Origin of the sequence: Bradyrhizobium sp. 153 (assembly GCF_023073835.1) — a bacterium.
GTDB lineage: Bacteria > Pseudomonadota > Alphaproteobacteria > Rhizobiales > Xanthobacteraceae > Bradyrhizobium.
This window is the reverse complement of the sequence record NZ_JADPKH010000146.1, coordinates 157,745-179,623: the sequence shown is the minus strand read 5'-3', so window position 1 is coordinate 179,623 and position 21,879 is coordinate 157,745. Positions and strand designations below refer to the sequence as shown.

The following is a 21,879-nucleotide window of genomic DNA, read 5'->3' as shown; positions in this document are numbered from 1 at the left end:
CAGCGATGGATTGCCGGGTCAAGCCCGGCAACGACGGGCGGGGTCAGGCGAAATAGATCAACCCGAGCCAATCCGCGACCAGCGCGGGCTTGTCCTCGCCTTCGATCTCCACGGTCACGTTGGTGCGGGATTGCAATTCGCCTGCCTTGCGCAGCTTGGCCTCCGTCAGCATGAAGCGACCGCGGACGCGCTTGCCCGAGCGCACCGGCGAGATGAAGCGGAGCTTGTCGAACCCGTAATTCACGCCCATCGTGGTGCCCGCGATCACAGGCATCACCTCATACGACATGATCGACATCAGCGACATCGTCAGGAAGCCGTGTGCGATGGTGGTGCCGAACGCGGTTTCCTTCTTGGCGCGCTCCGGGTCGACATGGATAAACTGGTGATCCTCGATCACGTCGGCATAGGCGTCGATGCGGGGCTGGTCGATCAGGTGCCAAGACGACACGCCGATCTCTTTGCCGACCATGGCCTGATAGGCGTCCAGCGTAATCGGCGGCTTCTTCCAGGCTTCGTTCACTTAGGTCTCACTCCGTGTTTTTGCCAGCTCCGGAAAATCCTCCTCGCGGAATTCGCGGCCACGCAGGGGATCGTTGCGGTCGTCATCGCGCTCCAGCCGCCGTAGGTGCACGCGACGGATTTTTCCAGAAATGGTCTTCGGCAGCTCGGTGACGATTTCGAGACGGCGGATACGCTTGAACGGCGCAAGGCGCGCGTGCAGGTGCTTGAAAATCGAGAGCGCGGTTTCCGGCGAGCGCTCTGCGCCCGACGTCAGCAACACGAAGGCCTTGGGAATCGCGAGCCGGATCGGATCGGGGCTCGGCACCACGGCGGCCTCGGCGACGAGCTCGTGCTCCAGGAGCACGCTCTCCAGTTCGAACGGGCTGATGCGGTAGTCGGACGATTTGAACACGTCGTCGGAGCGGCCGACGAAGGTGAGATACCCGTCCTCGTCCGCGAACACGACGTCGCCGCTGCGATAGAGCTCGCCTTCCGCACCGGAGAGCTTGCCGTCATCACTCTGATAGCCCTGCATCAATCCGGCGGGACGGTTCACGCCGAGCACCAGCGTCACCTCGCCCTCCTTCGCCGGGTTGCCGTCGGCATCGCTGATCTGCACGCGATAGCCCGGCAGCGGACGGCCCATCGATCCGACCTTGATTGGCTGGCCCGGCGAATTGCCAGCGAGTGCCGTCGTTTCAGTCTGACCGTAGCCGTCGCGGATGGTGAGGCCCCAGGCCGCCTGCACCTTGTCGATCACTTCAGGATTGAGCGGCTCGCCGGCGCCGCAGACCTCGCGAAGCGACACCTTGAAGGAGGCAAGGTTCTCCTGGATGAACAGCCGCCATACCGTCGGCGGCGCGCATAACGTAGTGACGCCACAGCGGCCAATGGTGGCGAGCAGGCTTTTTGCGTCGAAGCGCGGCTGGTTGACCATGAACACGGTGGCGCCCGCATTCCACGGCGCGAAAAAGCAGCTCCAGGCGTGCTTGGCCCAGCCGGGCGACGAGATGTTGAGATGGACGTCGCCGGGCTGCAGCCCGATCCAATACATAGTCGAGAGATGGCCGACCGGATAACTGCGCTGACTGTGCCGCACCAGTTTTGGTTTTGCGGTCGTGCCCGAGGTGAAATAGAGCAGCATCGGGTCGTCGGCATTGGTCGGACCGTCAGGCGCAAAACTCTCCGAAGCGTGCGCCGCCTCGTCATAGGCCAGCCAGCCGCTGGAGGCCGCGCCGACCACGATGCGGACGATACTCTCGGCACCGAGGCTTGCGAATTTCGCGACCTGATCCTCGGCAGCAATCACCGCCTTCGCCTTGCCGCGATCGAGCCGGTCGCGCAGCTCGTCGGCGGTGAGCAACGTGGTCGCGGGAATCACGACGACGCCGAGCTTCATCGCCGCCAGCATCGTCTCCCAGAGCGGAACCACATTGCCGAGCAGCAGCAAAAGGTGGTCGCCGCGCTTCAAGCCCTGCGCGCGAAGGAAGTTCGCGACCTGGTTGGAACGCTTTGAGAGCGCCGCGAAGGAGAGCTTGGTCTGCCGATCCTGCGCGGCATCGACGATCCAGAGCGCCGGACGGTCCTTGCTGTCCGCATTCGCCGCCAGCTCGGCGTCGAACCAGTCGAGCGCCCAATTGAAGGGAGCCGGATCGGGCCAGCGGAAGCCTTTGACCGCTGCGTCGAAATCCGTGCGGTGCTTGAGCAGAAACGCGCGCGCTTCCTGAAATGTCGTCATCAAGTGTTCCCGGCCAGCGCCCTAACGTGCTTGATAATTCCGGAAAAATCCACCCCGCCCTGCCCGGCGGCGTCGAAGGACTGATAGATCTCCTGCGCATGCTTGCCGAGCGGCGTCACCGCACCTGCCGCCTTCGCCGCGTCCTGCGCCAGCGTCAGATCCTTCACCATCAGCGCCGAGGCAAAGCCCGGCTTGTAGTCGTTGTTGGCTGGCGAGGTCGGCACCGGGCCCGGCACCGGACAATAGGTCGTCAGCGACCAGCACTGACCCGACGAGGTCGAGGCGACGTCGAACAGCGCCTGATGCGAGAGCCCGAGCTTCTCAGCCAGTGCAAATGCCTCGCTCACCGCAATCATGGAAATACCGAGGATCATGTTATTGCAGATCTTCGCGGCTTGGCCGGCGCCGGCGCCGCCGCAATGGACGATCTTCTTGCCCATATTCTCCAGCACGGGCTTGGCCGCCGCAAACGCACTCTCCTCACCGCCGCACATGAAGGTCAGCGTGGCACCCTTGGCGCCGCCCGTGCCGCCGGAGACCGGCGCGTCGACGGAGAGCACGCCGTGCTTGGCGGCGAGCGCATGCGCCTGCCTTGCGCTCTCGACGTCGATGGTCGAGCTATCGATGATCAGCGTGCCCTTGGCCATCGCGGGAACGACCTCGTTCCAGACGGAGAGCACGTGCTTGCCGGCCGGCAACATGGTGACGACCACGTCCGCGCCTTTCACCGCGCCCGCTGCGCTGTCGGCAATACCTGCGCCGTCGGCCTTGGCCTGGTTGCGCGAGGCCTCGACGAGATCAAACGCGACCACCTTATGGCCGGCCTTGACCAGATTGGCGGCCATGGGGCCGCCCATATTGCCGAGACCGATGAATGCGACCGTGGCCATTGTCGTTTCCTCCGCTTCAATATTCTAGTTGAACTTCAGCTCGTCGGCGCCGATTTCGGCGAAATATGGTGCCAGCATCTGCGGCGTCACATCCTCGATCCGCGGCGGCGACCAGGTCGGATTGCGGTCCTTGTCGATCACGGCGGCGCGCACGCCCTCGCGGAAATCGTCGCTGCGAAATACCTCCAGGGCGGCGCGATATTCGCGCACGAGACACTCTTCCAGGCTGGACGCCATGCGTGCGAGCCGCAAGAGCTTCAGCGTCACCACCATGCCGCGTGGCGATTTTTCGCCGAGCGTCTTCAACGTGGCGAGCGCAAACTCTGAGCCGTCGCGCTTGAGCGCCGCAACAATATCTTCCATGCGGTCGAAGCCGAACAGCGGGTCGATGATCGGCTCCTTCGCAGATACTGGTCCTGCTGTCTCGCCGGTCGCAAAGCTGTTGATGATCATGCTGACCTCGGCCGCAGTCGCATCGGGGCGCAGCTTCGTCAGGACGTTGCGCAGCTCCGGCAACTTCACCGCCGGCACGACCCAATCGGCGAACTTCGCATGGATCGCGTCCGGCCCGTTCATGGTCTGGCCGGTCAGCCCGAAATAGGTGCCGATCTCGCCCGGCGAATGCGACAACAGATAGGTGCCGCCGACATCGGGGAAGAAGCCGAGACCGACTTCCGGCATTGCCAGCTTCGTGCGATCCGTAACGACACGATGGCTGGCATGGGCTGACAAACCGACGCCGCCGCCCATCACGATGCCGTCCATGAAGGCGACATACGGCTTTGGGAACTTCTTGATCCGGGCATTGAGGATGTACTCCTCGCGCCACAGGATCTTGCCGAGGTCACCGTTGACCTTCGAGCTTTCCCAGAGTGTGCGGATGTCGCCGCCGGCGCACAGCCCACGCTCGCCGGCGCCTTCCAGCAGGATCACAGCGACGGCCGCATCGGCCTCGAAGCGGTCGAGCGCCTTGTCGATGTCGCGAAACATCTCCAGCGTCACGGCATTGAGCGCCTTCGGGCGGTTGAGGCGGATCACGCCGACTGCGCCCTCGACACGGGCGATCAGGTCGCCCTCTTCCACGCCACTCATGGTGCGCCCTCGATCAGCTTGCGCGCCACGATGAGCCGCATGATTTCATTGGTGCCTTCGAGGATCTGGTGCACGCGGAGATCGCGCACGATCTTCTCGATGCCGTATTCGCTTAAGTAGCCATAGCCGCCGTGAAGCTGGAGCGCATGGTTGGCGACCTCGAAGCCGACGTCGGTGCCGAAGCGTTTCGCCATGGCGCAGAGCATGGTGGCATCAGGATCCTTGCGATCCAGCGCCGCGGCTGCGCGCCACAAAAAGGTGCGGGCGGCCTCGAGCTCGATCGCCATGTCGGCGAGGCGGAATTGCAATGCCTGGAACTCGTCGAGGCGTTTTCCAAAGGCCTTGCGCTCCTTCATGTAGCTGCGCGCCTTTTCGAGCGCTATTTGCGCACCACCGAGCGAGCACGCGGTGATGTTGAGGCGGCCACCATCGAGGCCGGCCATCGCGATCTTGAAGCCGGCGCCCTCCTCGCTGAGGCGGTTGGCGACCGGCACGCGGGCATTCTCGAACATCACGGCGCGGGTCGGCTGCGCGTTCCAGCCCATCTTGCGCTCATTGGCGCCGAACGAGACGCCCGGCGTCTTGCCGTCGATGACGAGGGTCGAGATGCCTCCGGGACCATCGCCACCGGTCCTGACCATCGCGACCAGGAGGTCGGTGCCGCCGGCGCCGGAGATGAACTGCTTCTGGCCGTTGAGCACGTAGTGGTCGCCGTCGCGCACGGCACGGGTGCGCAGCGCCGCTGCGTCCGAGCCGGCGCCCGGCTCGGTCAGGCAATAGCTCGCGATCAGCTCCATGGTGCAGAGTTTTGGCAGCCATGTGTGGCGCTGGGTGTCGCTGCCATAGGCATCGATCATCCAGGACGCCATGTTGTGGATGGAGATGAAGGCCGAGGTGGTCGGGCAGCCCGTCGCCAGCGCCTCGAAGATCAGCGCCGCATCGAACCGCGTCATGGCGGAGCCGCCGACGTCGTCACGGATGTAGATGCCGCCCATGCCGAGCGTGGCGGCCTCGCGCATCACGTCGACGGGGAAATGCTTCTCCTCGTCCCAGCGCAGCGCCTGCGGCGCGATCTTCTCCGCCGCGAACACCAACGCCATGTCGCGAATTGCGATCTGATCCTCGTTCAGAGCGAACTGCATGACGTCGCCTACCCTTTGCTCCACCGTCGTTGCGAGCCAACGGGTCCGCGCGAAGCGCGGCCCGATGACAGGCTCCGCGAAGCAATCCAGCCTGTCTCCGCTGGATTTGCTTCGTCGCTACGCTCCTCGCAATGACGACTGGGCTACAGCCCTACTTCATCAGCGGGATCGAGAACTCCGCACCTTCCTTGACGCCGGACGGCCAGCGCGAGGTCACCGTCTTGGTCTTGGTGTAGAAGCGGACCGAATCCGGGCCGTGCTGGTTGAGATCGCCGAAGCCCGACTTCTTCCAGCCGCCGAAGGTGTAATAGGCGATCGGCACCGGGATCGGCACGTTGATGCCGACCATGCCGACATTGACCTTAGCCGCGAAGTCGCGCGCGGCGTCGCCGTCGCGGGTGAAGATGGCAACGCCGTTGCCATAGTCATGATCGGACGGCAGCGCCAGTGCTTCCTTGTAGTCGTGCGCGCGCACGACCGAGAGCACGGGGCCGAAGATCTCTTCCTTGTAGATCCGCATGTCCTTGGTGACGTTGTCGAACAGCGAACCACCGAGATAGAACCCGTTCTCGTAGCCCTGCATCTTGAAGCCGCGGCCGTCGACGGCGAGCGTCGCACCTTCCTTGATGCCGATGTCGATGTAGCTCTTGACCTTCTCGACCGCCTCGCGCGTAACCAGCGGACCGTAATCGGCCGAGGGATCGATCGAGGTGCCGATCTTGAGGCTCTCGACGCGCGGGATCAGCTTCTCCATCAGGCGGTCAGCAGTCGACTTGCCGACCGGGACGGCGACGGAGACGGCCATGCAGCGCTCGCCGGCCGAACCGTAGCCGGCGCCGATCAGCGCGTCGACGGCCTGGTCCATGTCCGCATCCGGCATCACGATCGCGTGGTTCTTGGCGCCGCCAAAGCACTGGCAGCGCTTGCCGGTTTGCGCGGCACGCTCATAGATGTACTGCGCGATCGGCGTCGAGCCGACGAAGCCGACGGCCTTGATGTCGGGATCGTCGAGGATGGCGTCGACCGCCTCCTTGTCGCCGTTGACGACGTTGAGGATGCCAGCGGGCAGGCCGGCCTCGATCATCAACTGGGCAAGCTTCATCGGCACGCCGGGATCGCGCTCCGACGGCTTGAGGATGAAGGCGTTGCCGCAGGCGATCGCGGGGGCGAACTTCCACATCGGGATCATCGCCGGGAAGTTGAACGGGGTTATGCCGGCGACGACACCGAGTGGCTGGCGCATCGAATAGATGTCGATGCCGGGGCCGGCGCCTTCGGTGTATTCGCCCTTCATCAAATGCGGGATGCCGCAAGCGAACTCGACGACCTCGAGGCCACGCTGGATGTCGCCCTTGGCGTCGGGCACGGTCTTGCCGTGCTCGCGCGCGAGCAGCTCGGCGAGCTTGTCGTAGTCGCGCTGGATCAGCTCCAGGAATTTCATCATGACGCGGCCGCGGCGCTGGGGATTTGTCGCGGCCCACTCCGGCTGTGCGGCGCGCGCGTTCTCGACGGCGGCGCGAACCTCGGCGTTGGACGCCAACGCGACCTTGGCCTGGACGTCACCGGTCATCGGTTCGAAAACGTCGGCGGTGCGGCCCGAGGTACCCTTGACCTCCTTGCCGCCGATGAAATGTCCGATTGAACGCATGGAATGATCTCCTTGGAAGTCGAGCCTGATCGCTGGAAGTCGAGCCTGATCGCTTTGACAAATCCTATCGACCTGCATTTTATAGGATTCAAGTCTGAGATATTGCACCATAGATGTGCGAAAATGCTGGATCAAGGCGCTATCGATTGGGACGACTTTCGCTTCGTGCTGGCCATCGTGCGGGGCGGCTCGGTGTCGGCTGCGGCAAAACAGCTCGGGGTCGATCATGCCACGGTGATTCGCCGCGTCGACCGGCTGGAGAAGCATCTCTCGGCAAAATTGTTTGACCGGCGCAAGACCGGCTATCTCCTCACCGAGGCCGGCCAGCGCGTCGCCGACAGTGCGGAAGCGATGGAATCGACCATCGTCGCCAATCAGGAGCAGGTCGGCGGCTCGGTCGCACGGCTGACCGGCACCGTGCGGATCGGCGCGCCCGATGGTTTTGGCACTGCCTTTCTGGCACCGCGGCTGGCGCCCTTTGCGGACCGTTATCCCGATCTGGACCTGCAACTTGTGGCCACCGCTCGGCTGTTCAGCCTCTCCAAACGCGAGGCCGACATCGCCATCAGCCTGACCATGCCGAAGGAAGGCCGCATCGTCGGCCGCAAGCTCCTCGACTACCGCCTCGGGCTCTATGCCGCGCCTGGCTATCTCGAACGTTTCCCAGAGATCACGTCGCGCCAGGACCTGCCGCAGCACCGTTTCGTCGGGTACATCGAAGAGCTGCTGTTCACGCCGGAACTCGACTATCTGCCGCAGGTGTCGCCGAAGATCTCCGCACGTTTCCGCAGCGCCAATCTGATCGCGCAGCTCAATGCAACGCTCTCAGGCTTCGGAATCGCGGTGCTGCCGCACTTCATGGCAAGCGACTACCCGCAGCTCGAAGCCGTACTGCCCGAAGAAATCTCGATCACGCGGACGTTCTGGATGTTGATGCACGCCGACAGCAAGGACCTCGCGCGGATCAGGGCCGTCGCAGATTACATCAGCGAGATCGTGGAGCGCGAGCGAGCGCTGTTTGCGGGGCGGTAACGTCGATTAGTCGGGTCCGAAGCACAACTGCCAGCTCCTCATGGTGAGGAGGCGCGAAGCGCCGTCTCGAACCATGCAGGCCCGTATCTCACCCGCGGCCATCCTTCGAGACGACCGGTTGGCGGTCTCCTCAGGATGAGGTCCCGAGGGGGTGTAGCTGGCACTAGTTCTGCTTCTCGCGCGCCTTCTTCGCGGCCGCGGCCTTCGGCTCACGCCGCGCGCCCTCAAGCGCGCTGTCCCGGCCCGCCTTCAGCACCTCGTCGGACAATTCGCTCGAGCCGGCGATGCGCGCCAGCAGCATGGTGCCGGCCATCGTGGCGAGCGTCGCAATCGCCTGTTTTCGTGCGGCCTTGCGCGGCATGTTCGGGATATAATCGGTCATCATCTCGATCATCTCGTCGAGCTTGCCGGCAAACGCCTTCCGCGTCTTCGGGCTCTCGCGGGCGATCTCGGCGCCGAGTGAGGGGATCGAGCAGCCATGGCCTGGATTGTCGCGATGCAGCGCGCAGAGATAGCTATCCGCGATCAGTGCCAAACGCTTCTCCGGCGCAGCCTCGCTCGTGAGCTTGCGCCAATGCTCCATCGAGCGATCCATGGCGTAGGCGAAGGACTCGATCACCAGCGCCTCGCGGGAATCGAAATGCGCGTAGAAGCCGCCGTGGGTCAGGCCTGCCTCCTTCATGAGATCGGCGACGCCGATGCCGTGGGCACCTTTTTCGCGCAGTCGCACCGAGGCCTTCTTCACGATGCGGTCGTGGGTTTCCTGCTTGTGTTCCCGGGAATAGCGCATGCGGATCTCATTGAATGTCGGAAATCATCTCATAACACGCGAACGTCGCGAACGGCGCATTAAATCGCAGTTAGATTGTTGCCGATCATGGAAAAGGTTGCGGTTGCATGCACCGCCAGCGCGCCCTTGCCGTCACGAACGAAACCTTCAGCGTAGCTGGTCTGGCGCCCCAGCTTGATCACCTTGCCTTCGGCCGAGATCAGGCCTGAACGGACCGAGAGCGGACGCAGGAAGGTCAGCTTCAGATCGAGGGTCACGGAGCCCTGCCCGGCCTCCAGCCGGGTCGAGATCGCGCACCCCATGGCTGTATCCAGCAGCGCCGCAGCGGTTGCGCCGTGCAAGAGGCCGACAGTATTTTCGAGATCTTCACGCGGCTCCAGTTCCATGACGATCCGGCCCGGCTCAACCACGGCCATGGTGAAGCCGATGAGTTTTGCGAAGGGCGGCGGCGGCAGGCGGCCGTCACGAATGCCCAGCATGGCGTCCACGCCCGACAGACCCATCGCCACCTTCGCAACCGGTGCAGGCATCTGCCAATCCACCACGCGCTCGCGCCGCTGGTCGGGCGAAAACAGGTCAAGATGGTCGGATTGGGTCATGACCGCCTCTTGTATGATTTACATCATACTATGTGGCGGACTTCGCCCTGGCAACTCCGCCCACCGCCCGCTTGACAAGCCGGGCGTTTCGGCCCGGAAGTGGACCTCGACCCGGTGCGCCCTGCGCCTGTCCACCAAACCTCGAGATGCCACATGGAAATGCTCAACCACCATTGCGGCGTGACGCGTGATGCGCGCGGCGTCGTCCATGTCGCGATCTGCAACGCCGGCCCGCTCAACATCCTCGGCTCGCCCGTGACCGACGCCATGCGCGAAGGCTTGCAGCGGCTTGCCACCGACCACGCAATCCGCGTCGTGGTGCTGCGCGGCGAGAGCGAAAAGAGCATGATCGGCGGCGCGGACATCAAGGAGATGGCGAAACTCGACCAAAGATCGGCCGAAGCCTTCATCAGCCGCCTGCGCGATCTCTGCGAGGCGGTGCGCGCCTTCCCGGCTCCCGTGATCGCGCGCATGCCCGGCTGGTGCCTCGGCGGCGGCCTCGAGGTTGCCGCCGCCTGCGACTTCCGCATCGCCGCCCATGATGCGCATTTCGGCATGCCGGAGGTGCGCGTCGGCATCCCCTCGGTGATTCATGCCGCGCTGCTGCCGCGCCTGGTCGGCTGGGCCCGCGCGCGCTGGCTGGTGATGACGGCGGAGAACATCGACGCGCCGACGGCGCTCGCGTGGGGATTGGTCGACAAGGTTGCGCCGCAAGGCGGGCTGGATGCCGAGGTCGAGCGCGTCGTGCAGGCGTTGCTCGCATGCGGCCCCGAGGCGCTGCGATCGCAAAAGGCGCTGCTGCGGCAATGGGAGGAATTGCCGCTGACGGAGTCGGTCAATCTCAGTGTCAAGGTGTTCGGCGAGTCGTTCCTGACGGACGAGCCGACGCGGCTGATGCAGGCGTTCGTGAACCGGAAGCGATAGGGCTGTCGCCGCAATCGTCTCTGATTAGTAAGTCGCCGCCACGCCAAACGTGTCATGCCCCGGCTTGCCGCCTTCGCTAAAGCTTCGGCGGCCGAGCACCCTGACGGCCCGGCGTAGCCTTGGCGGAGCCGGGACCGGGCATCCAGGACGCCGCGGCTTCTCCGTATCCCACGACGGCCTCTGGAATACTGGATCACCCGCCTTCGCGGGTGATGACAATGTGCCTCGAAGAAGCACCTCCTCGAATCGAACGACTAAATCTCATCCGAACGACGACATTTTCTCATCCCTGGCGCGGTTGCATTTTTTGCGCCGCATCATATGATGAGCATAATCTTACTTATCCCCGCAGGGAGTTCGTCATGGCCGAAGCTGCCGATCCCGTCGTCATCGTCTCCGCCGCCCGCACCCCGCTCGGCCGCTTCATGGGCGAATTGTCGCCGCTCCCCGCGCACAAGCTCGGATCGCACGTAATCGGCGCGGCGTTGGAGCGCGCAAAACTCGCGCCTGAGAAGGTCGACGAGGTGTTCATGGGCTGCGTGCTGCCAGCCGGTCAGGGCCAGGCTCCGGCGCGCCAGGCCGCGCGTGCAGCAGGTCTCCCCGACGCCACGGGTGCGACCACCGTCAACAAGGTCTGCGGCTCCGGCATGAAGGCGACCATGCTGGCGCACGACATCATCCGCGCCGGCTCGGCCGAGATCGTCGTCTCCGGCGGCATGGAGAGCATGAGCAACGCGCCGTATCTTTTGGCCAAGGCGCGCGGCGGCTACCGCGCCGGCCATGACCGCATCATCGACCACATGATGATGGACGGGCTGGAGGACGCCTACGAGACCGGCCGCTCCATGGGCGATTTCGGCGAGGCGACTGCGGAAGCCTATCAGTTCACGCGCAAGGACCAGGACGCCTATGCGATGGAGACACTCAGTCGCGCGCGCAAGGCGGTCGAAGGCGGCGCGTTCAAGGCCGAGATCGCGCCGGTCACGCTCACCGAGAAAGCGGGTCCCCGCGTCATCGCCAACGACGAGCATCCGCTGAAGGTCGATCCCGCCAAAATCCCCGGCTTGAAGCCGGCGTTCCGCGCCAACGGTACCATCACGCCGGCGGCCTCCTCCGCGAACGCCGACGGCGCTGCCGCGCTCGTGCTGACCAAGCGCTCGCTCGCCGATCGGAGCGGCCTGCCGGTTCTGGCCGAGATCAAGGGCCATGCCACCCACAGCCAGGAGCCGCAATGGTTCACCACGGCGCCGATCCCGGCGATCCGCAAGCTGCTCGACAAGGTCGGTTGGAGCGCAAGCGATGTCGATCTGTTCGAGATCAATGAGGCCTTCGCCGTCGTTGCGATGGCGGCGCAGCGCGATCTCGGCATTCCCCGCGACAAGCTCAACACCAATGGCGGCGCCTGCGCGCTTGGCCATCCCATCGGCGCGACCGGCGCGCGGCTGATCGTGACGCTGCTTCATGCGCTGGAGGCGCAGAACCTCAAGCGCGGCGTCGCGGCGCTCTGCATCGGCGGCGGCGAGGCCACGGCGATTGCGGTAGAGCGGCTGGGGCACTGACGCAAGAAAGTCTGAAAACGAGGGAACTCTGTCATTTGCGACAGAAGCCGTCCGTGCCATCCTCGAACTGACGCCGGTCTCTTGCGACCGCCCGTCAACATTGAGGCCCAATGATCTCGAACTGGCTCGCGGCAGCACTTTCCCGCCGCAACATTCACTACGGCTGGGTGATGGTCGGCGTAACCTTCCTCGCCGCGCTGATCAGCGCCGGCACGGTCGGTGCGCCCGGCGTTTTCATCGTTCCCCTGCAAAACGAGTTCGGTTGGAGCACGGCCGAGATCTCCTCCGCGCTGTCGATCCGCTTCATCCTGTTCGGGCTGATGGCACCATTCGCCGCTGCCCTGCTCAACCGCTACGGCCTGCGCAACGTCACGCTCGCCGCCCAGCTGATCGTCGTCTCGGCGCTCGTGCTCTCGCTCGGCATGACCGAGGTCTGGCAGCTCGTCGCCCTCTGGGGCGTGGTGATCGGCATCGGCACCGGCATGACCGCCTTGGTTTTGGGCGCCACCATCGCCACGCGCTGGTTCGCAGCAAGACGCGGCCTCGTCGTCGGCATCATGACGGCGAGCGTCGCCACGGGTCAGCTCGTATTCCTGCCGCTGCTCGCAAGCCTCACCGAACGGTTCGGCTGGCGCCTCGCACTCGGCTTCGTCTGCATCATGCTCGGCGTCTCGGCGCTGGCAGTCCTGCTCGCGATGCGTGACCGGCCGAGCGATGTCGGCCTGCGCCCATTCGGCGACGCAGGGACCGCGCCGCTGCCCGCTCCGCCGGCCAGTCACGGCTCGATCACCGGCGTTGCGCTCGGCACGCTGCGCGACGCCTCGAAGTCGACTGCGTTCTGGATCCTGTTTGCGACCTTCTTCGTCTGCGGCGCCTCAACCAATGGTCTCGTCCAGGTGCACCTGATCCCGATGTGCCTCGATTTCGGCATCCCGCAGGTGCAGGCGGCAAGCCTGCTTGCGGCAATGGGCATCTTCGATTTCTTCGGCACCATCATGTCGGGCTGGCTGTCAGACCGCTACGACAATCGCTGGCTCTTGTTCTGGTATTACGGCCTGCGCGGGCTGTCGCTGATCTTCCTGCCCTTCAGCGATTTCTCGTTCTACGGCTTATCGATGTTCGCGATGTTCTACGGGCTCGACTGGATCGCCACGGTTCCGCCGACCGTACGGCTCACCGCGCAGAAGTTCGGGCCCGAGCGCGCCAACCTCGTGTTCGGCTGGATCTTTGCCGGCCATCAACTCGGCGCCGGCACCGCCGCCTTCGGCGCTGGCCTGTCGCGCACCGTCTATGAGAGCTACTTGCCCGCCTTCTTCGTCGCTGGCGCGCTGTGTGTGTTCGCTTCGGTCATCGTGCTGGCACTGTCGCGGCAACCCAGGTCGAACCCGCAAGCGGCGACGGCCTAGTACCTCATCGTGATGAAGCCGAACACCGCGGCATTGCCGAGGCGAGACGCCGCGCCGTAAAAGGCGACTCGCGGCTTCGCGGCGCTGGCAGTGACGCCGAGCCCCCGCGGAATTTGAGCTATATTCCCATTAGACTCCCGGGCACAAACGTGGACAATACCCCAGCACGTCACGTGCACAGTGCACACCAAAGATGCACCAGAGGAAACACATGCCGGCTGCCTTCCCGTCGTCCCCACCCGACATTCCAGCCACTCCTTTGACCACCGAAATGCGCGATGCGTTGCGCGCGATCGTGGGCCAAAAAGGTCTCATCGAGGACGAGCACGGCAAGCAACCGTTCGTGACCGATTGGCGCGGATTGCTGGTCGGCGGAGCCGGTGCCATCGTTCGTCCCGGCAGCACCGAGGAGGTCTCCAGGGTGGTCCGGCTTTGCCACGAGCACGGCGTCGCGATCGTGCCGCAAGGCGGCAACACCGGTCTGATGGGCGGGGCGACGCCCTGGCCTGCGCACACCGGCATCGTGTTGTCGCTCGGCCGCATGAACCGCATTCTGGAGGTCGATCCGGTCGGCTATTCGATGACGGTCGAGGCCGGCTGCGTGCTGCAGACGCTTCAGGAGACAGCAAGCGCACACGACAGGTTCCTGCCGCTCAGCCTCGGTGCCCAGGGCTCGTGCATGATCGGTGGCAATCTGTCGACCAACGCCGGCGGCGTGCAGGTGCTGCGCTATGGCAACGCCCGTAATCTCGTGCTGGGGCTCGAAGTCGTGCTGCCCAATGGCGAGGTCTGGGACGGATTGCGCGCGCTCAAGAAGGACAACACCGGCTACGATCTCAAGCACCTGTTCATGGGTGCCGAAGGCACGCTGGGGATCATCACCAAGGCCGTTCTCAAGCTATGGCCTGCCCCGAAGGACGTCTGCACCGCCTGGCTGGCGGTGCGCGATCCGCGCGCGGCTCTGGAAATCCTGTCCGAAGCCCACAGCGCCTCCGAAGACAATGTCGGCTCCTGCGAGCTGATGAGCCGCTCCGCCATAGACATGGTGCTGCGCCATATCCCCGGCACTCAGGATCCGCTCAAGGCAGATACGTCATGGTACCTCCTGCTCGAATGGTCATCCGCACGCCCACGCCGGGACGGCACCGAGGGCATGTCCGAGAAGATGGAGCAGTTTCTCGCCGATCAGCTCGAGGCCGGTCGCGTGCGCGATGCAGCGATCGCACACACGGTCAGCCAGTCGCGCAAAATGTGGCGCATCCGCGAGGGTGTCGCCGAGGCCTCCCGGGCCGAGGGACCGGGACTGAGCTACGACGTATCCGTTGCGATCTCCAGGATTCCCGAGTTCATCGATCTGGGACTCAAGGCCGTGCTCGGCATTCTCCCCACCATCCGCCCCTATCCGCTCGGACATATCGGCGACGGCAATCTGCATTTTTCATTCATGGGGCCGCTCGGCATGGATCAGCAGACGCTGACCCAATACAAGGGCGTCATCACGCGGGCCGTGAACGATCTCATCACCTCCATGGGGGGCTCGATCTCGGCGGAGCACGGCATAGGCATCGACAAGCTCGACGAGCTCAGTCACTATCGCTCGAAGACCGAGCTCGACATCATGCGCACCATCAAGCGCGCGCTCGATCCGCAGAACATCATGAATCCCGGCAAGGTGCTGCGGCTGTGATCGACGCTGCGCCCGGCGCCAATCAATGGTCCAGCATGGGCGGGTCGCAAAGGTGGCGCGACCTGTCCATGGTCTTGTCGAGAGTATAGTGTCCGCCGTCCTCAAGCCATCGAACCGCCGCGCGGGTTGACGATCGTATACCCTCGCAATGAACGCGCATGGATTCGCGTCGCGCGCCCGCCCGAGTTGGCGTCATAGGCCATCCAGACGTCGCCCCCGAGGTGCTGCTCCAGGACGAAAACGTGTCCTCGTCGTGCAGCAACCATTCCTGGTGCGGGTGATGTCCGCCGAAAGCGCAGCCAATTGGCCGCAAGATTCAATTCCGGCACGATACGGCCGAACACGCGCAGAGCCGCGCCGCAGCCGCAGAAGGACGAAGGGCAACCGGCCGGACGGCCACCGATAACGCGCGCGCCGGATACACCGGAGACGGTCGCCGGCGTGGCGGCGCCCCCTGCATCAGTCACTGTCAGTTGCGTCGAGCGGTAGGCTTGTAGAGAAGACCTGGAATTGAGTGAAGATCTGGAAATCAGTGAGGACCTGGAAGTCCGCTCGTTTCGCGTTCTCGAATACGAGAAGTCGCAGGGCATGGTGACATTGCATTCAGTGGCTTGATGAATGCGATAAGGCCGGGCTTCCGAAGCGACAGAACCTAGAACAACGAAGACGCACGCAGAAAATACTCGCTTGAACATTGCAGGACTCCAAATGAGAGACCCTGCCCCGGACAACGAGAAACCAATAACAGTTTGGCTGAAATGGGCCTAAAGAGCGGCCAAAAATGGCTGGATTGCGCGACACAACCTGCAATCGTCGTCGCCTACACGTAGCGGCTGAGATGATTAACTCGCAGCGCACGAATGCCCGCCCAGCAAGTCAAGCTTGCGGCATGCAACCAAGTCCCGTCCGCAACTGGAGCGTTGCGGAGGCACTTGATTGGCCAACGTCCGGTGCGCACCCTGCCGCTCACTGCATCATCGCCGCCGCGATCTTCTCCGCGGTCATTAATACCGGAAAATTGGTGTTGGCGCATGGCACCACCGGGAAGATCGACGCGTCGACGACGCGCAGGCCCTGCACGCCCTTGACGTGGCCCTGGTTGTCGACCACTGCCATCGGATCGTCGTCCCGGCCCATGCGGCATGAGCACGAGGCATGCCACACGCCGATGGTCGCCTTGCGCACGAAAGCTTCCAGCGCCTCGTGGTCGTTCATCACCTGATCGAAGGTAAAACCCTCGACCACGAAATTGTCGATCATGTAGTGACGCAGCGCCGCCGGGCCGTCCATCAGAGCCGCGGCGATCGTGGTGAGAATTCTGTTTTTGGTATTGACCACGCCGATCTTGCGGACGCGGTCGGTGTAGGCGGCCGGGAACGGCTTGTCGGTCACCTTCCTGACGACTTCGCTCATCTGCACCGCCGCCATCTTGCGGAAACCGCTCATGAGGCGATCGAGGTCGCGCCGGTCGGACAACAAATTGAACTCGACGATCGGCTCCGCTGAGGGATCGCGCGAGGTAAGCTTGACCTGCCCGGTCTCGGAATAGGTCTTGTTGACGAAGGTAAGGAGCGAGCCGATCTGCGCGCCGACCGCGTGCCAGGCCGATTTGCTGATGACGACGACGAACATGTCGCCTTTCGGCACGCCCGGCAGCCCGGAGGAATATCGCAGCCCAAGCTGCATGTGGCGCCTGGTGTGCTCGTTCATGCGCGCGCCGCGGCGAACGAAGGACGACAGCGAGATCGAGGGATGATCCATCAGGCGCTGGCCGACGCCTTGCAGCCCCATCAGCACGGGAATGCCCAGATCCTTGAGGTGACCGACCGGGCCGATGCCGGCGCGCAAGAGATGCGCTGGCGAATGGATGGCGCCGCTGGAGAGAATGATCTCGCGACCGCGAAATTCTTGCTCCCGTCCATCGATCACAGCTTTCACGCCGACGCATTGCGTGCCCTCGAACAGCAGCTCCCGAACCTGCGTGTTGGTGGAGATCGTGAGGTTGGCGCGTTTACGGGTGTCGCGATCGAGATAGCCCATCGCGGCCGAAACGCGCTGCTCGGTTTGGTTCGAATGCGTCACCGGGAAATAGCCGTCGACGAACTCGCCGTTCTGGTCCGGCACGAACTGATGGCCGGCCTGCTGGAAGGCCGCGGCGAAGGCCTGTGAATGCCGCGTCCAGTGCTCCCTCGGGATACGGCGGACCGGGATCCTGCCGTCCTTGCCGTGGTACGGTCCGTCGAAATCGAGGTCCCGCTCGACTTTCTTGAAGAAGGGCAGCACGTCGTTCCAGCTCCAGCCCTCGGCGCCCCGCGCCTGCCATTCGTCGTAATCGGTCGGCGCGCCGCGATTGGCCATCTGACCATTGATCGACGAGCCGCCGCCGAGCACGCGCGCCTGCTCGTATTTGCGTAAAGGAGGACGTTCCTCGTTCGGATTGTTGTGGCTGACAACTTGCGTCGTGACCTTGAGTTCGGTCCAGTGGAAGCGCGGATCGAAATACGCAGTGCCCGGATAGCTGTCCCTGATCTCGGCCGGCTCGTTGCCGGGTGGTGTGTCCTGTCCGGCTTCGCACAGCAGGACCTTGCTGGCGTTTCTTGCGGAGAGCCGGTGGGCCAGCACGGACCCCGCCGAGCCGCCGCCCACGATAATGAAGTCATACACGATTGGCGCGTCCTCTCGTTTTTGCCGGGGAAGCGTAGCGCGTTCTTGTTTTGAGGTCACGCCATGGCTGCCGCGACAAGATTGTCGCGCAGTCGCGACGATGGCTGAACGTCACGGCCTGATCGAAAAGTTCTCCGGCGGCCCTGGCTTGCGCAGCGGCTCGGCGAGGCGCGCGAACTCGCACAGCAGCGACCGCGTCTTTCTGGGATCGATGATCTCCTCGATCCAGAATTTTTCGGCAGAGCGGAACGGCGAACGCAGTTTGTTGAGGCGCTCCTCGATCTCCTCCAGCTTCGCGGCCTTGTCCTCGACCGCGTCGATATCGGCGCGGTAGGCGGCTTCGATGCCGCCCTCGAGCGGGAGCGAACCCCAATAGGCGGACGGCCAGGCGTAGCGGATCGAGAAACGATCGGCGGGCTGATGCACGACGCCGGCCACGCCGAAGGCGTTGCGCAGGATCATTGTGCACCAGGGCACGGTGGTCTGGTTGACTGCGGCCATGGCGCGGACGCCGTGGCGGATGGTGGCCGCCTTCTCCGCGTCGAGGCCGATCATGAAGCCCGGGCAGTCCATGAGATAGACGATCGGCAGGTGGAAGGTCTCGGCGAAGTCGACCCAGCGCACCACCTTCTGGCAGGCATCCGCCGTCCAGGAGCCGCCATAGTGAAAACTGTCGCTGGCGAGCAGCAGCACCGCCCTACCCTCGAGCCGGGCAAGACCGACGATAACAGGCTTACCGAAGTTCTTTGCGACCTCGAAGAACGAGCCCGTGTCGACGACGGCGTCGATGATCGGGCGCATCTTATAGACCTGCTTGCGGTTGCGCGGCACCGCGTTCAGCAGCGCTTCCTCGGCGCGTTCCGGATCGTCGGTGCACGGCAAGGTCGGCGGCAGCTCGTACACCGAGGACGGCAGATAGGACAGGAAGCGCCGCGCGCAGGCAAACGCCTCCTCCTCGGTCTCGACCGCATGATCGACCGCACCGGCGCGAGTCTGGATGTCGGCGCCGCCAAGTTCTTCCTTCGAGAGGTCCTGCCCCAGCGCCTTCACCACCGGTGGGCCCGCAACGAACATCGCGGACTTTCGGGTCATGATGGAATAGTGGCTGGCGGCGAGACGCGCAGCACCGAGCCCCGCGACCGACCCGAGGCCGAGCGCGACGACCGGTACGCGCGACAAATTCTCCGTCGTGAAGCGATACCACCGCGTGCCACCGATGCCGCCCGGCAGATTGGCCGCGCCCTTGGTCTCGATGGTCTTGACCGAGCCGCCGCCGCCGGAGCCTTCGATGATGCGGATAATGGGCAGCCGGAAGTCGTGCGCCATTTCCTCCGCCATCAGCGGCTTGGCCGAGATCGACGCGTCCGCCGAGCCGCCGCGCACCGTGAAATCGTCGCCGACCACGACCACGGTGCGGCCGTCGACGCGTGCGCGACCGAACACGCAGTTCGCCGGCGTCAGCTTCTGCAACTCGCCGCTGGAATCGTACTCACCGATGCCGGAGACCGCACCGATTTCGTGAAAGCTGCCTTTGTCGATCAGTCCGCCGATTCGCTCCCGAACAGTCAGCCGGCCCTGGTCATGCTGTCGCTTGACCTTGTCAACGCCGCCCATCTCCCGCGCGAAGGCTTCGCGCCGGGCTAGCTCGTCGAGTTCCGGCTTCCAGTTCATTCACTCCCTCCGAGTTGATCGGCTTGTTCTTGTTATGCACGGCTATGGCGACCGGTCTACGCGAGATACGGTTGTTGAAGGCATCGCCCTCCGCGCCTTCCATCAGGCTGCCGAGCGAGCGGCCGAGCGCGAGCATCAACGGGGCGACTTCGTCATGCAGCCGTTGCTCGTCATACATTGCGGCCAAAAGACCGATCGTGACGACCACGAAGGTCTGATACTGCGGCGACCAGATCGGCACAGCGAGTCCGTTGATGTGCGGGCTCCAGAGGCCGCAGGCTACGACATAGCCGCGCTCGCGCAGCGATTGCCGGTTGGCCTCGATGCGGGGTTTGAGAATCTTCGCAGCCTCGGGCGCTTCCCGCTCCATGTCCGCAATGAAGGTGTCGCCCATCTCGGGCGCGAGCGCCGCAGTGTAGGCCGCGCCCGCGGCGGTCGAAGCCATCGAGATGCGGCTGCCGGTGCCCTCGTGCAGGCCGAGTGCGGTCGCTGAGCGCGCGAACTGGAGATAGACGAGATGGAAACGATCGGGAACGACGAAGCCGACCGTGCCCGGAACCTGCTCGGCGACTTCCTGAAGCCGCTGGCGGATCATGCTGCGCAGCTGCGCGCCCTTCATCATCGAAGCGCTCATCGCCACCGCGCTCGGGCCGATGCGATACTTCTGGTCGCGCGGCAGATACACAAGCTGACCCATGCGGGTCAGCGTGTGCGTGAGCCGCGACACCGTCGAGCGCGGCAGGCCGCAGCGATTTGAAATCTCGAGATTGCCGAGCCTGCTATCGTGGCCCTCGAAGCATCGCAGCACGTCGAACGCGCGCGATACCACCTGGATGACATCACCCTCACCGGCATCGCCGGCGAGCGCACCTTGCCTACTCAACCGCTCCGAACGTCGTCCCATGATCCCTACCGTTTGTTCCGCTGTGCGGAATTAAATTCCACTTGCAGACGACGCTACCTCAGGCATTTTGCGACGACAACAAAAAGGCGATGGCATGCCAGAAATTAAAATCGTTACCGAAGTCGCGGGCCGTGTCTGCGCGACTCCCGTGCAAGTTGGAGGAACCGTCGCGGATGGCGATGACGTTGTGGTGGTCGAAGCCATGAAGATGGAGATACCGGTGCCATCGCCCGCGAGCGGCACGATCACATCGCTGCTGGTGAAGCTCGACGACGTCGTTGCCGAGGGACAGGCGATCGCGATTGTCGCGAGCTGACTGCATAATCCGTCACTTCCGCGACAATCTGTCAGTCTCATTGCGGCATTCGCGAGACGGCGTTGCCATCGCCTGATCCCGGTGACATGATCCGATTCAAGCAAAAAGTTTCTTCGCGGCAAACGCGAGGATGAAGGAGGGAAACATGCTTCGTGGGCTGCTCGTGCTCGCGCCTGCCTTGGTGGCGGGCATTTCTTTTGCGTCTACACGCTATGCGTTCGCCGAGGACATCAAGCTGCCGGCGACATTGACGTTCACCGCCTATGACACCGGCACTGCCGGCTTCAACATAGCAGTCGGCGTCGGCAAGATGATGAAGGACAAATACGGCACCGACGTGCGCGTGCTCCCCGCCGGCAACGACGTCGCCCGCCTCGCGCCGCTCCGCGCCAAGCGTGCGGCCTCCGCGGCGATGGGATCTGGCACCTATTTCGCGCAGGAAGGCGTATTCGAGTTCGGATCGAAGGAATGGGGACCGCAGCCGCTCCAGATCCTGCTCTCAACCGTCGACTGCAATTGCGGCTCGCTCGCCGTCGCCGCCGACACCGGCGTGAAGGAGCTGAAAGATCTCAGGGGCAAGCGTGTCGGCTTCGTCGTCGGCTCGCCGGCGCTGAACCAGAACTCGCTCGCAGTGCTCGCCTTCGCGGGGCTGACGCAGAAGGATGTCAAGGTGGTCGAGTTCGCCAGCTACGGCGCGATGTGGAAAGGCCTGATCAACAACGACGTCGATGCTGCCTTTGGCACCACCATCACCGGTCCTGCCAAGGAAGCCGAGACTTCGCCGCGCGGGCTGATCTGGCCGCCGCTCCCCGCCAAGGACAAGGAGGGCTGGGCGCGGATGCAGAAGGTCGGCTCGTTCTTCTTCCCGCAGCTTGCGACCTGCGGCGCCGGCATCTCGCCGGACAAGCCGGTCGAGCTCGGCAACTATCCCTATCCGATCTTCGTCGCCTATGCCTCGCAACCGGCCGATCAGGTCTATGCGATCACGAAGGCGATGATCGTGAACTACGACGCCTACAAGGATTCCGCGCCGGGCGCCGGCGGGCTTGCCGCCGACCGGCAAACCAAGAACTGGGTGGTGCCGGTGCATCCCGGCGCGGTGAAGGCGCTGAAGGAAGCCGGACAGTGGACCGACGCGCAGGAAGCGCACAATAACAAGCTGATCAACCGGCAAGAGGTGCTTGGCGCAGCGTGGGCGGAGTACGGCAAATCCAATCCGCCATCGGATGACAAGGCGTTCCTCGACGGCTGGATGAAGGCCCGCGCCGCTGCGCTCGCTAAGGCCGACATGCCGAACGGCTTCGAGGATTAGA

At 64.2% G+C, this 21,879-nt stretch carries 19 protein-coding genes; 7 read left to right on the top strand and 12 right to left on the bottom strand.

All coding sequences use genetic code 11. The features are described from left to right. Positions 1-43 precede the first annotated feature (43 nt). The 6 genes from IVA91_RS33195 to IVA91_RS33170 form a co-directional block, all read right to left on the bottom strand. Positions 44-523 carry a MaoC family dehydratase gene (locus IVA91_RS33195; protein ID WP_247420141.1) on the bottom strand — a complete coding sequence of 160 codons (480 nt, stop codon included), beginning with the start codon at positions 521-523 and terminating at the stop codon, positions 44-46. After that, positions 524-2,242 carry an AMP-binding protein gene (locus IVA91_RS33190; RefSeq protein ID WP_247460322.1) on the bottom strand — a complete coding sequence of 573 codons (1,719 nt, stop codon included), beginning with the start codon at positions 2,240-2,242 and terminating at the stop codon, positions 524-526. It lies immediately after the preceding gene. After that, positions 2,242-3,132: a 3-hydroxyisobutyrate dehydrogenase gene (gene mmsB, locus IVA91_RS33185; RefSeq protein ID WP_247276945.1), complete on the bottom strand. Its 891-nt coding sequence runs from the start codon at positions 3,130-3,132 to the stop codon at positions 2,242-2,244. Before mmsB ends, IVA91_RS33190 begins: the two co-directional genes overlap by 1 nt. 24 nt (positions 3,133-3,156) lie before the next feature. After that, entirely contained in the window at positions 3,157-4,224 is a 1,068-nt protein-coding gene (locus IVA91_RS33180) for an enoyl-CoA hydratase/isomerase family protein (RefSeq protein ID WP_247276944.1), read from the bottom strand. Then, entirely contained in the window at positions 4,221-5,366 is a 1,146-nt protein-coding gene (locus IVA91_RS33175; protein ID WP_247276943.1) for an isobutyryl-CoA dehydrogenase, read from the bottom strand. Before IVA91_RS33175 ends, IVA91_RS33180 begins: the two co-directional genes overlap by 4 nt. 151 nt (positions 5,367-5,517) lie before the next feature. After that, positions 5,518-7,014: a CoA-acylating methylmalonate-semialdehyde dehydrogenase gene (locus IVA91_RS33170; RefSeq protein WP_247276942.1), complete on the bottom strand. Its 1,497-nt coding sequence runs from the start codon at positions 7,012-7,014 to the stop codon at positions 5,518-5,520. Between the two features lie 123 nt (positions 7,015-7,137). On the opposite strand from IVA91_RS33170, the gene IVA91_RS33165 reads away from it, so the two are divergent. Beyond that, complete coding sequence (locus tag IVA91_RS33165; protein ID WP_247276941.1) at positions 7,138-8,046, top strand: LysR family transcriptional regulator; 909 nt, start codon at positions 7,138-7,140, stop codon at positions 8,044-8,046. Positions 8,047-8,209: 163 nt separating this feature from the next. Here IVA91_RS33165 and IVA91_RS33160 read toward each other — a convergent pair whose 3' ends face one another. Together IVA91_RS33160 and IVA91_RS33155 are read right to left on the bottom strand one after the other, a co-directional pair. Then, entirely contained in the window at positions 8,210-8,836 is a 627-nt protein-coding gene (locus tag IVA91_RS33160) for a TetR/AcrR family transcriptional regulator (protein WP_247276940.1), read from the bottom strand. Positions 8,837-8,895: 59 nt separating this feature from the next. After that, a complete protein-coding gene (locus tag IVA91_RS33155; protein WP_247276939.1) occupies positions 8,896-9,435 on the bottom strand; it encodes a PaaI family thioesterase in 540 nt (179 codons plus the stop codon). Positions 9,436-9,588: 153 nt separating this feature from the next. Here IVA91_RS33155 and IVA91_RS33150 point away from each other — a divergent pair, with 153 nt between their 5' ends. The 4 genes from IVA91_RS33150 to IVA91_RS33135 all read left to right on the top strand — a co-directional run bounded on the left by IVA91_RS33150 (position 9,589) and on the right by IVA91_RS33135 (position 15,011). Continuing rightward, complete coding sequence (locus IVA91_RS33150) at positions 9,589-10,359, top strand: enoyl-CoA hydratase (RefSeq protein ID WP_247276938.1); 771 nt, start codon at positions 9,589-9,591, stop codon at positions 10,357-10,359. A 362-nt stretch (positions 10,360-10,721) separates the two neighbouring features. Further along, on the top strand, positions 10,722-11,918 hold the full coding sequence (locus IVA91_RS33145; RefSeq protein WP_247276937.1) for an acetyl-CoA C-acyltransferase: 1,197 nt from the start codon (positions 10,722-10,724) through the stop codon (positions 11,916-11,918). A gap of 110 nt (positions 11,919-12,028) precedes the next feature. Then, positions 12,029-13,324, top strand: a complete 1,296-nt coding sequence (locus IVA91_RS33140) for an MFS transporter (protein WP_247276936.1) — start codon at positions 12,029-12,031, stop codon at positions 13,322-13,324. A 211-nt stretch (positions 13,325-13,535) separates the two neighbouring features. Further along, positions 13,536-15,011 carry an FAD-binding oxidoreductase gene (locus tag IVA91_RS33135; RefSeq protein WP_247276935.1) on the top strand — a complete coding sequence of 492 codons (1,476 nt, stop codon included), beginning with the start codon at positions 13,536-13,538 and terminating at the stop codon, positions 15,009-15,011. A 101-nt stretch (positions 15,012-15,112) separates the two neighbouring features. Here the strand turns inward: IVA91_RS33135 and IVA91_RS33130 are convergent, their stop codons facing one another. From IVA91_RS33130 to IVA91_RS33115, 4 genes are all read right to left on the bottom strand, one after another. Beyond that, positions 15,113-15,706: a hypothetical protein gene (locus IVA91_RS33130; protein ID WP_247276934.1), complete on the bottom strand. Its 594-nt coding sequence runs from the start codon at positions 15,704-15,706 to the stop codon at positions 15,113-15,115. A 271-nt stretch (positions 15,707-15,977) separates the two neighbouring features. After that, positions 15,978-17,675 (bottom strand): GMC oxidoreductase, encoded by a 1,698-nt coding sequence (locus tag IVA91_RS33125; protein ID WP_247276933.1) that lies wholly within the window; start codon positions 17,673-17,675, stop codon positions 15,978-15,980. Positions 17,676-17,786: 111 nt separating this feature from the next. Beyond that, a complete protein-coding gene (locus IVA91_RS33120) occupies positions 17,787-19,346 on the bottom strand; it encodes a carboxyl transferase domain-containing protein (protein WP_247449223.1) in 1,560 nt (519 codons plus the stop codon). Next, positions 19,276-20,250, bottom strand: a complete 975-nt coding sequence (locus tag IVA91_RS33115; protein WP_247276931.1) for a helix-turn-helix domain-containing protein — start codon at positions 20,248-20,250, stop codon at positions 19,276-19,278. The genes IVA91_RS33120 and IVA91_RS33115 overlap by 71 nt, the downstream gene beginning before the upstream one ends. 94 nt (positions 20,251-20,344) lie before the next feature. On the opposite strand from IVA91_RS33115, the gene IVA91_RS33110 reads away from it, so the two are divergent. Together IVA91_RS33110 and IVA91_RS33105 are read left to right on the top strand one after the other, a co-directional pair. Next, positions 20,345-20,566 carry a biotin/lipoyl-containing protein gene (locus IVA91_RS33110; RefSeq protein WP_247276930.1) on the top strand — a complete coding sequence of 74 codons (222 nt, stop codon included), beginning with the start codon at positions 20,345-20,347 and terminating at the stop codon, positions 20,564-20,566. A gap of 145 nt (positions 20,567-20,711) precedes the next feature. Beyond that, the gene (locus IVA91_RS33105) at positions 20,712-21,878 is read left to right on the top strand and encodes a TAXI family TRAP transporter solute-binding subunit (RefSeq protein WP_247449219.1); all 1,167 of its coding nucleotides are present in this window, start codon (positions 20,712-20,714) and stop codon (positions 21,876-21,878) included. Position 21,879: the final 1 nt, after the last annotated feature.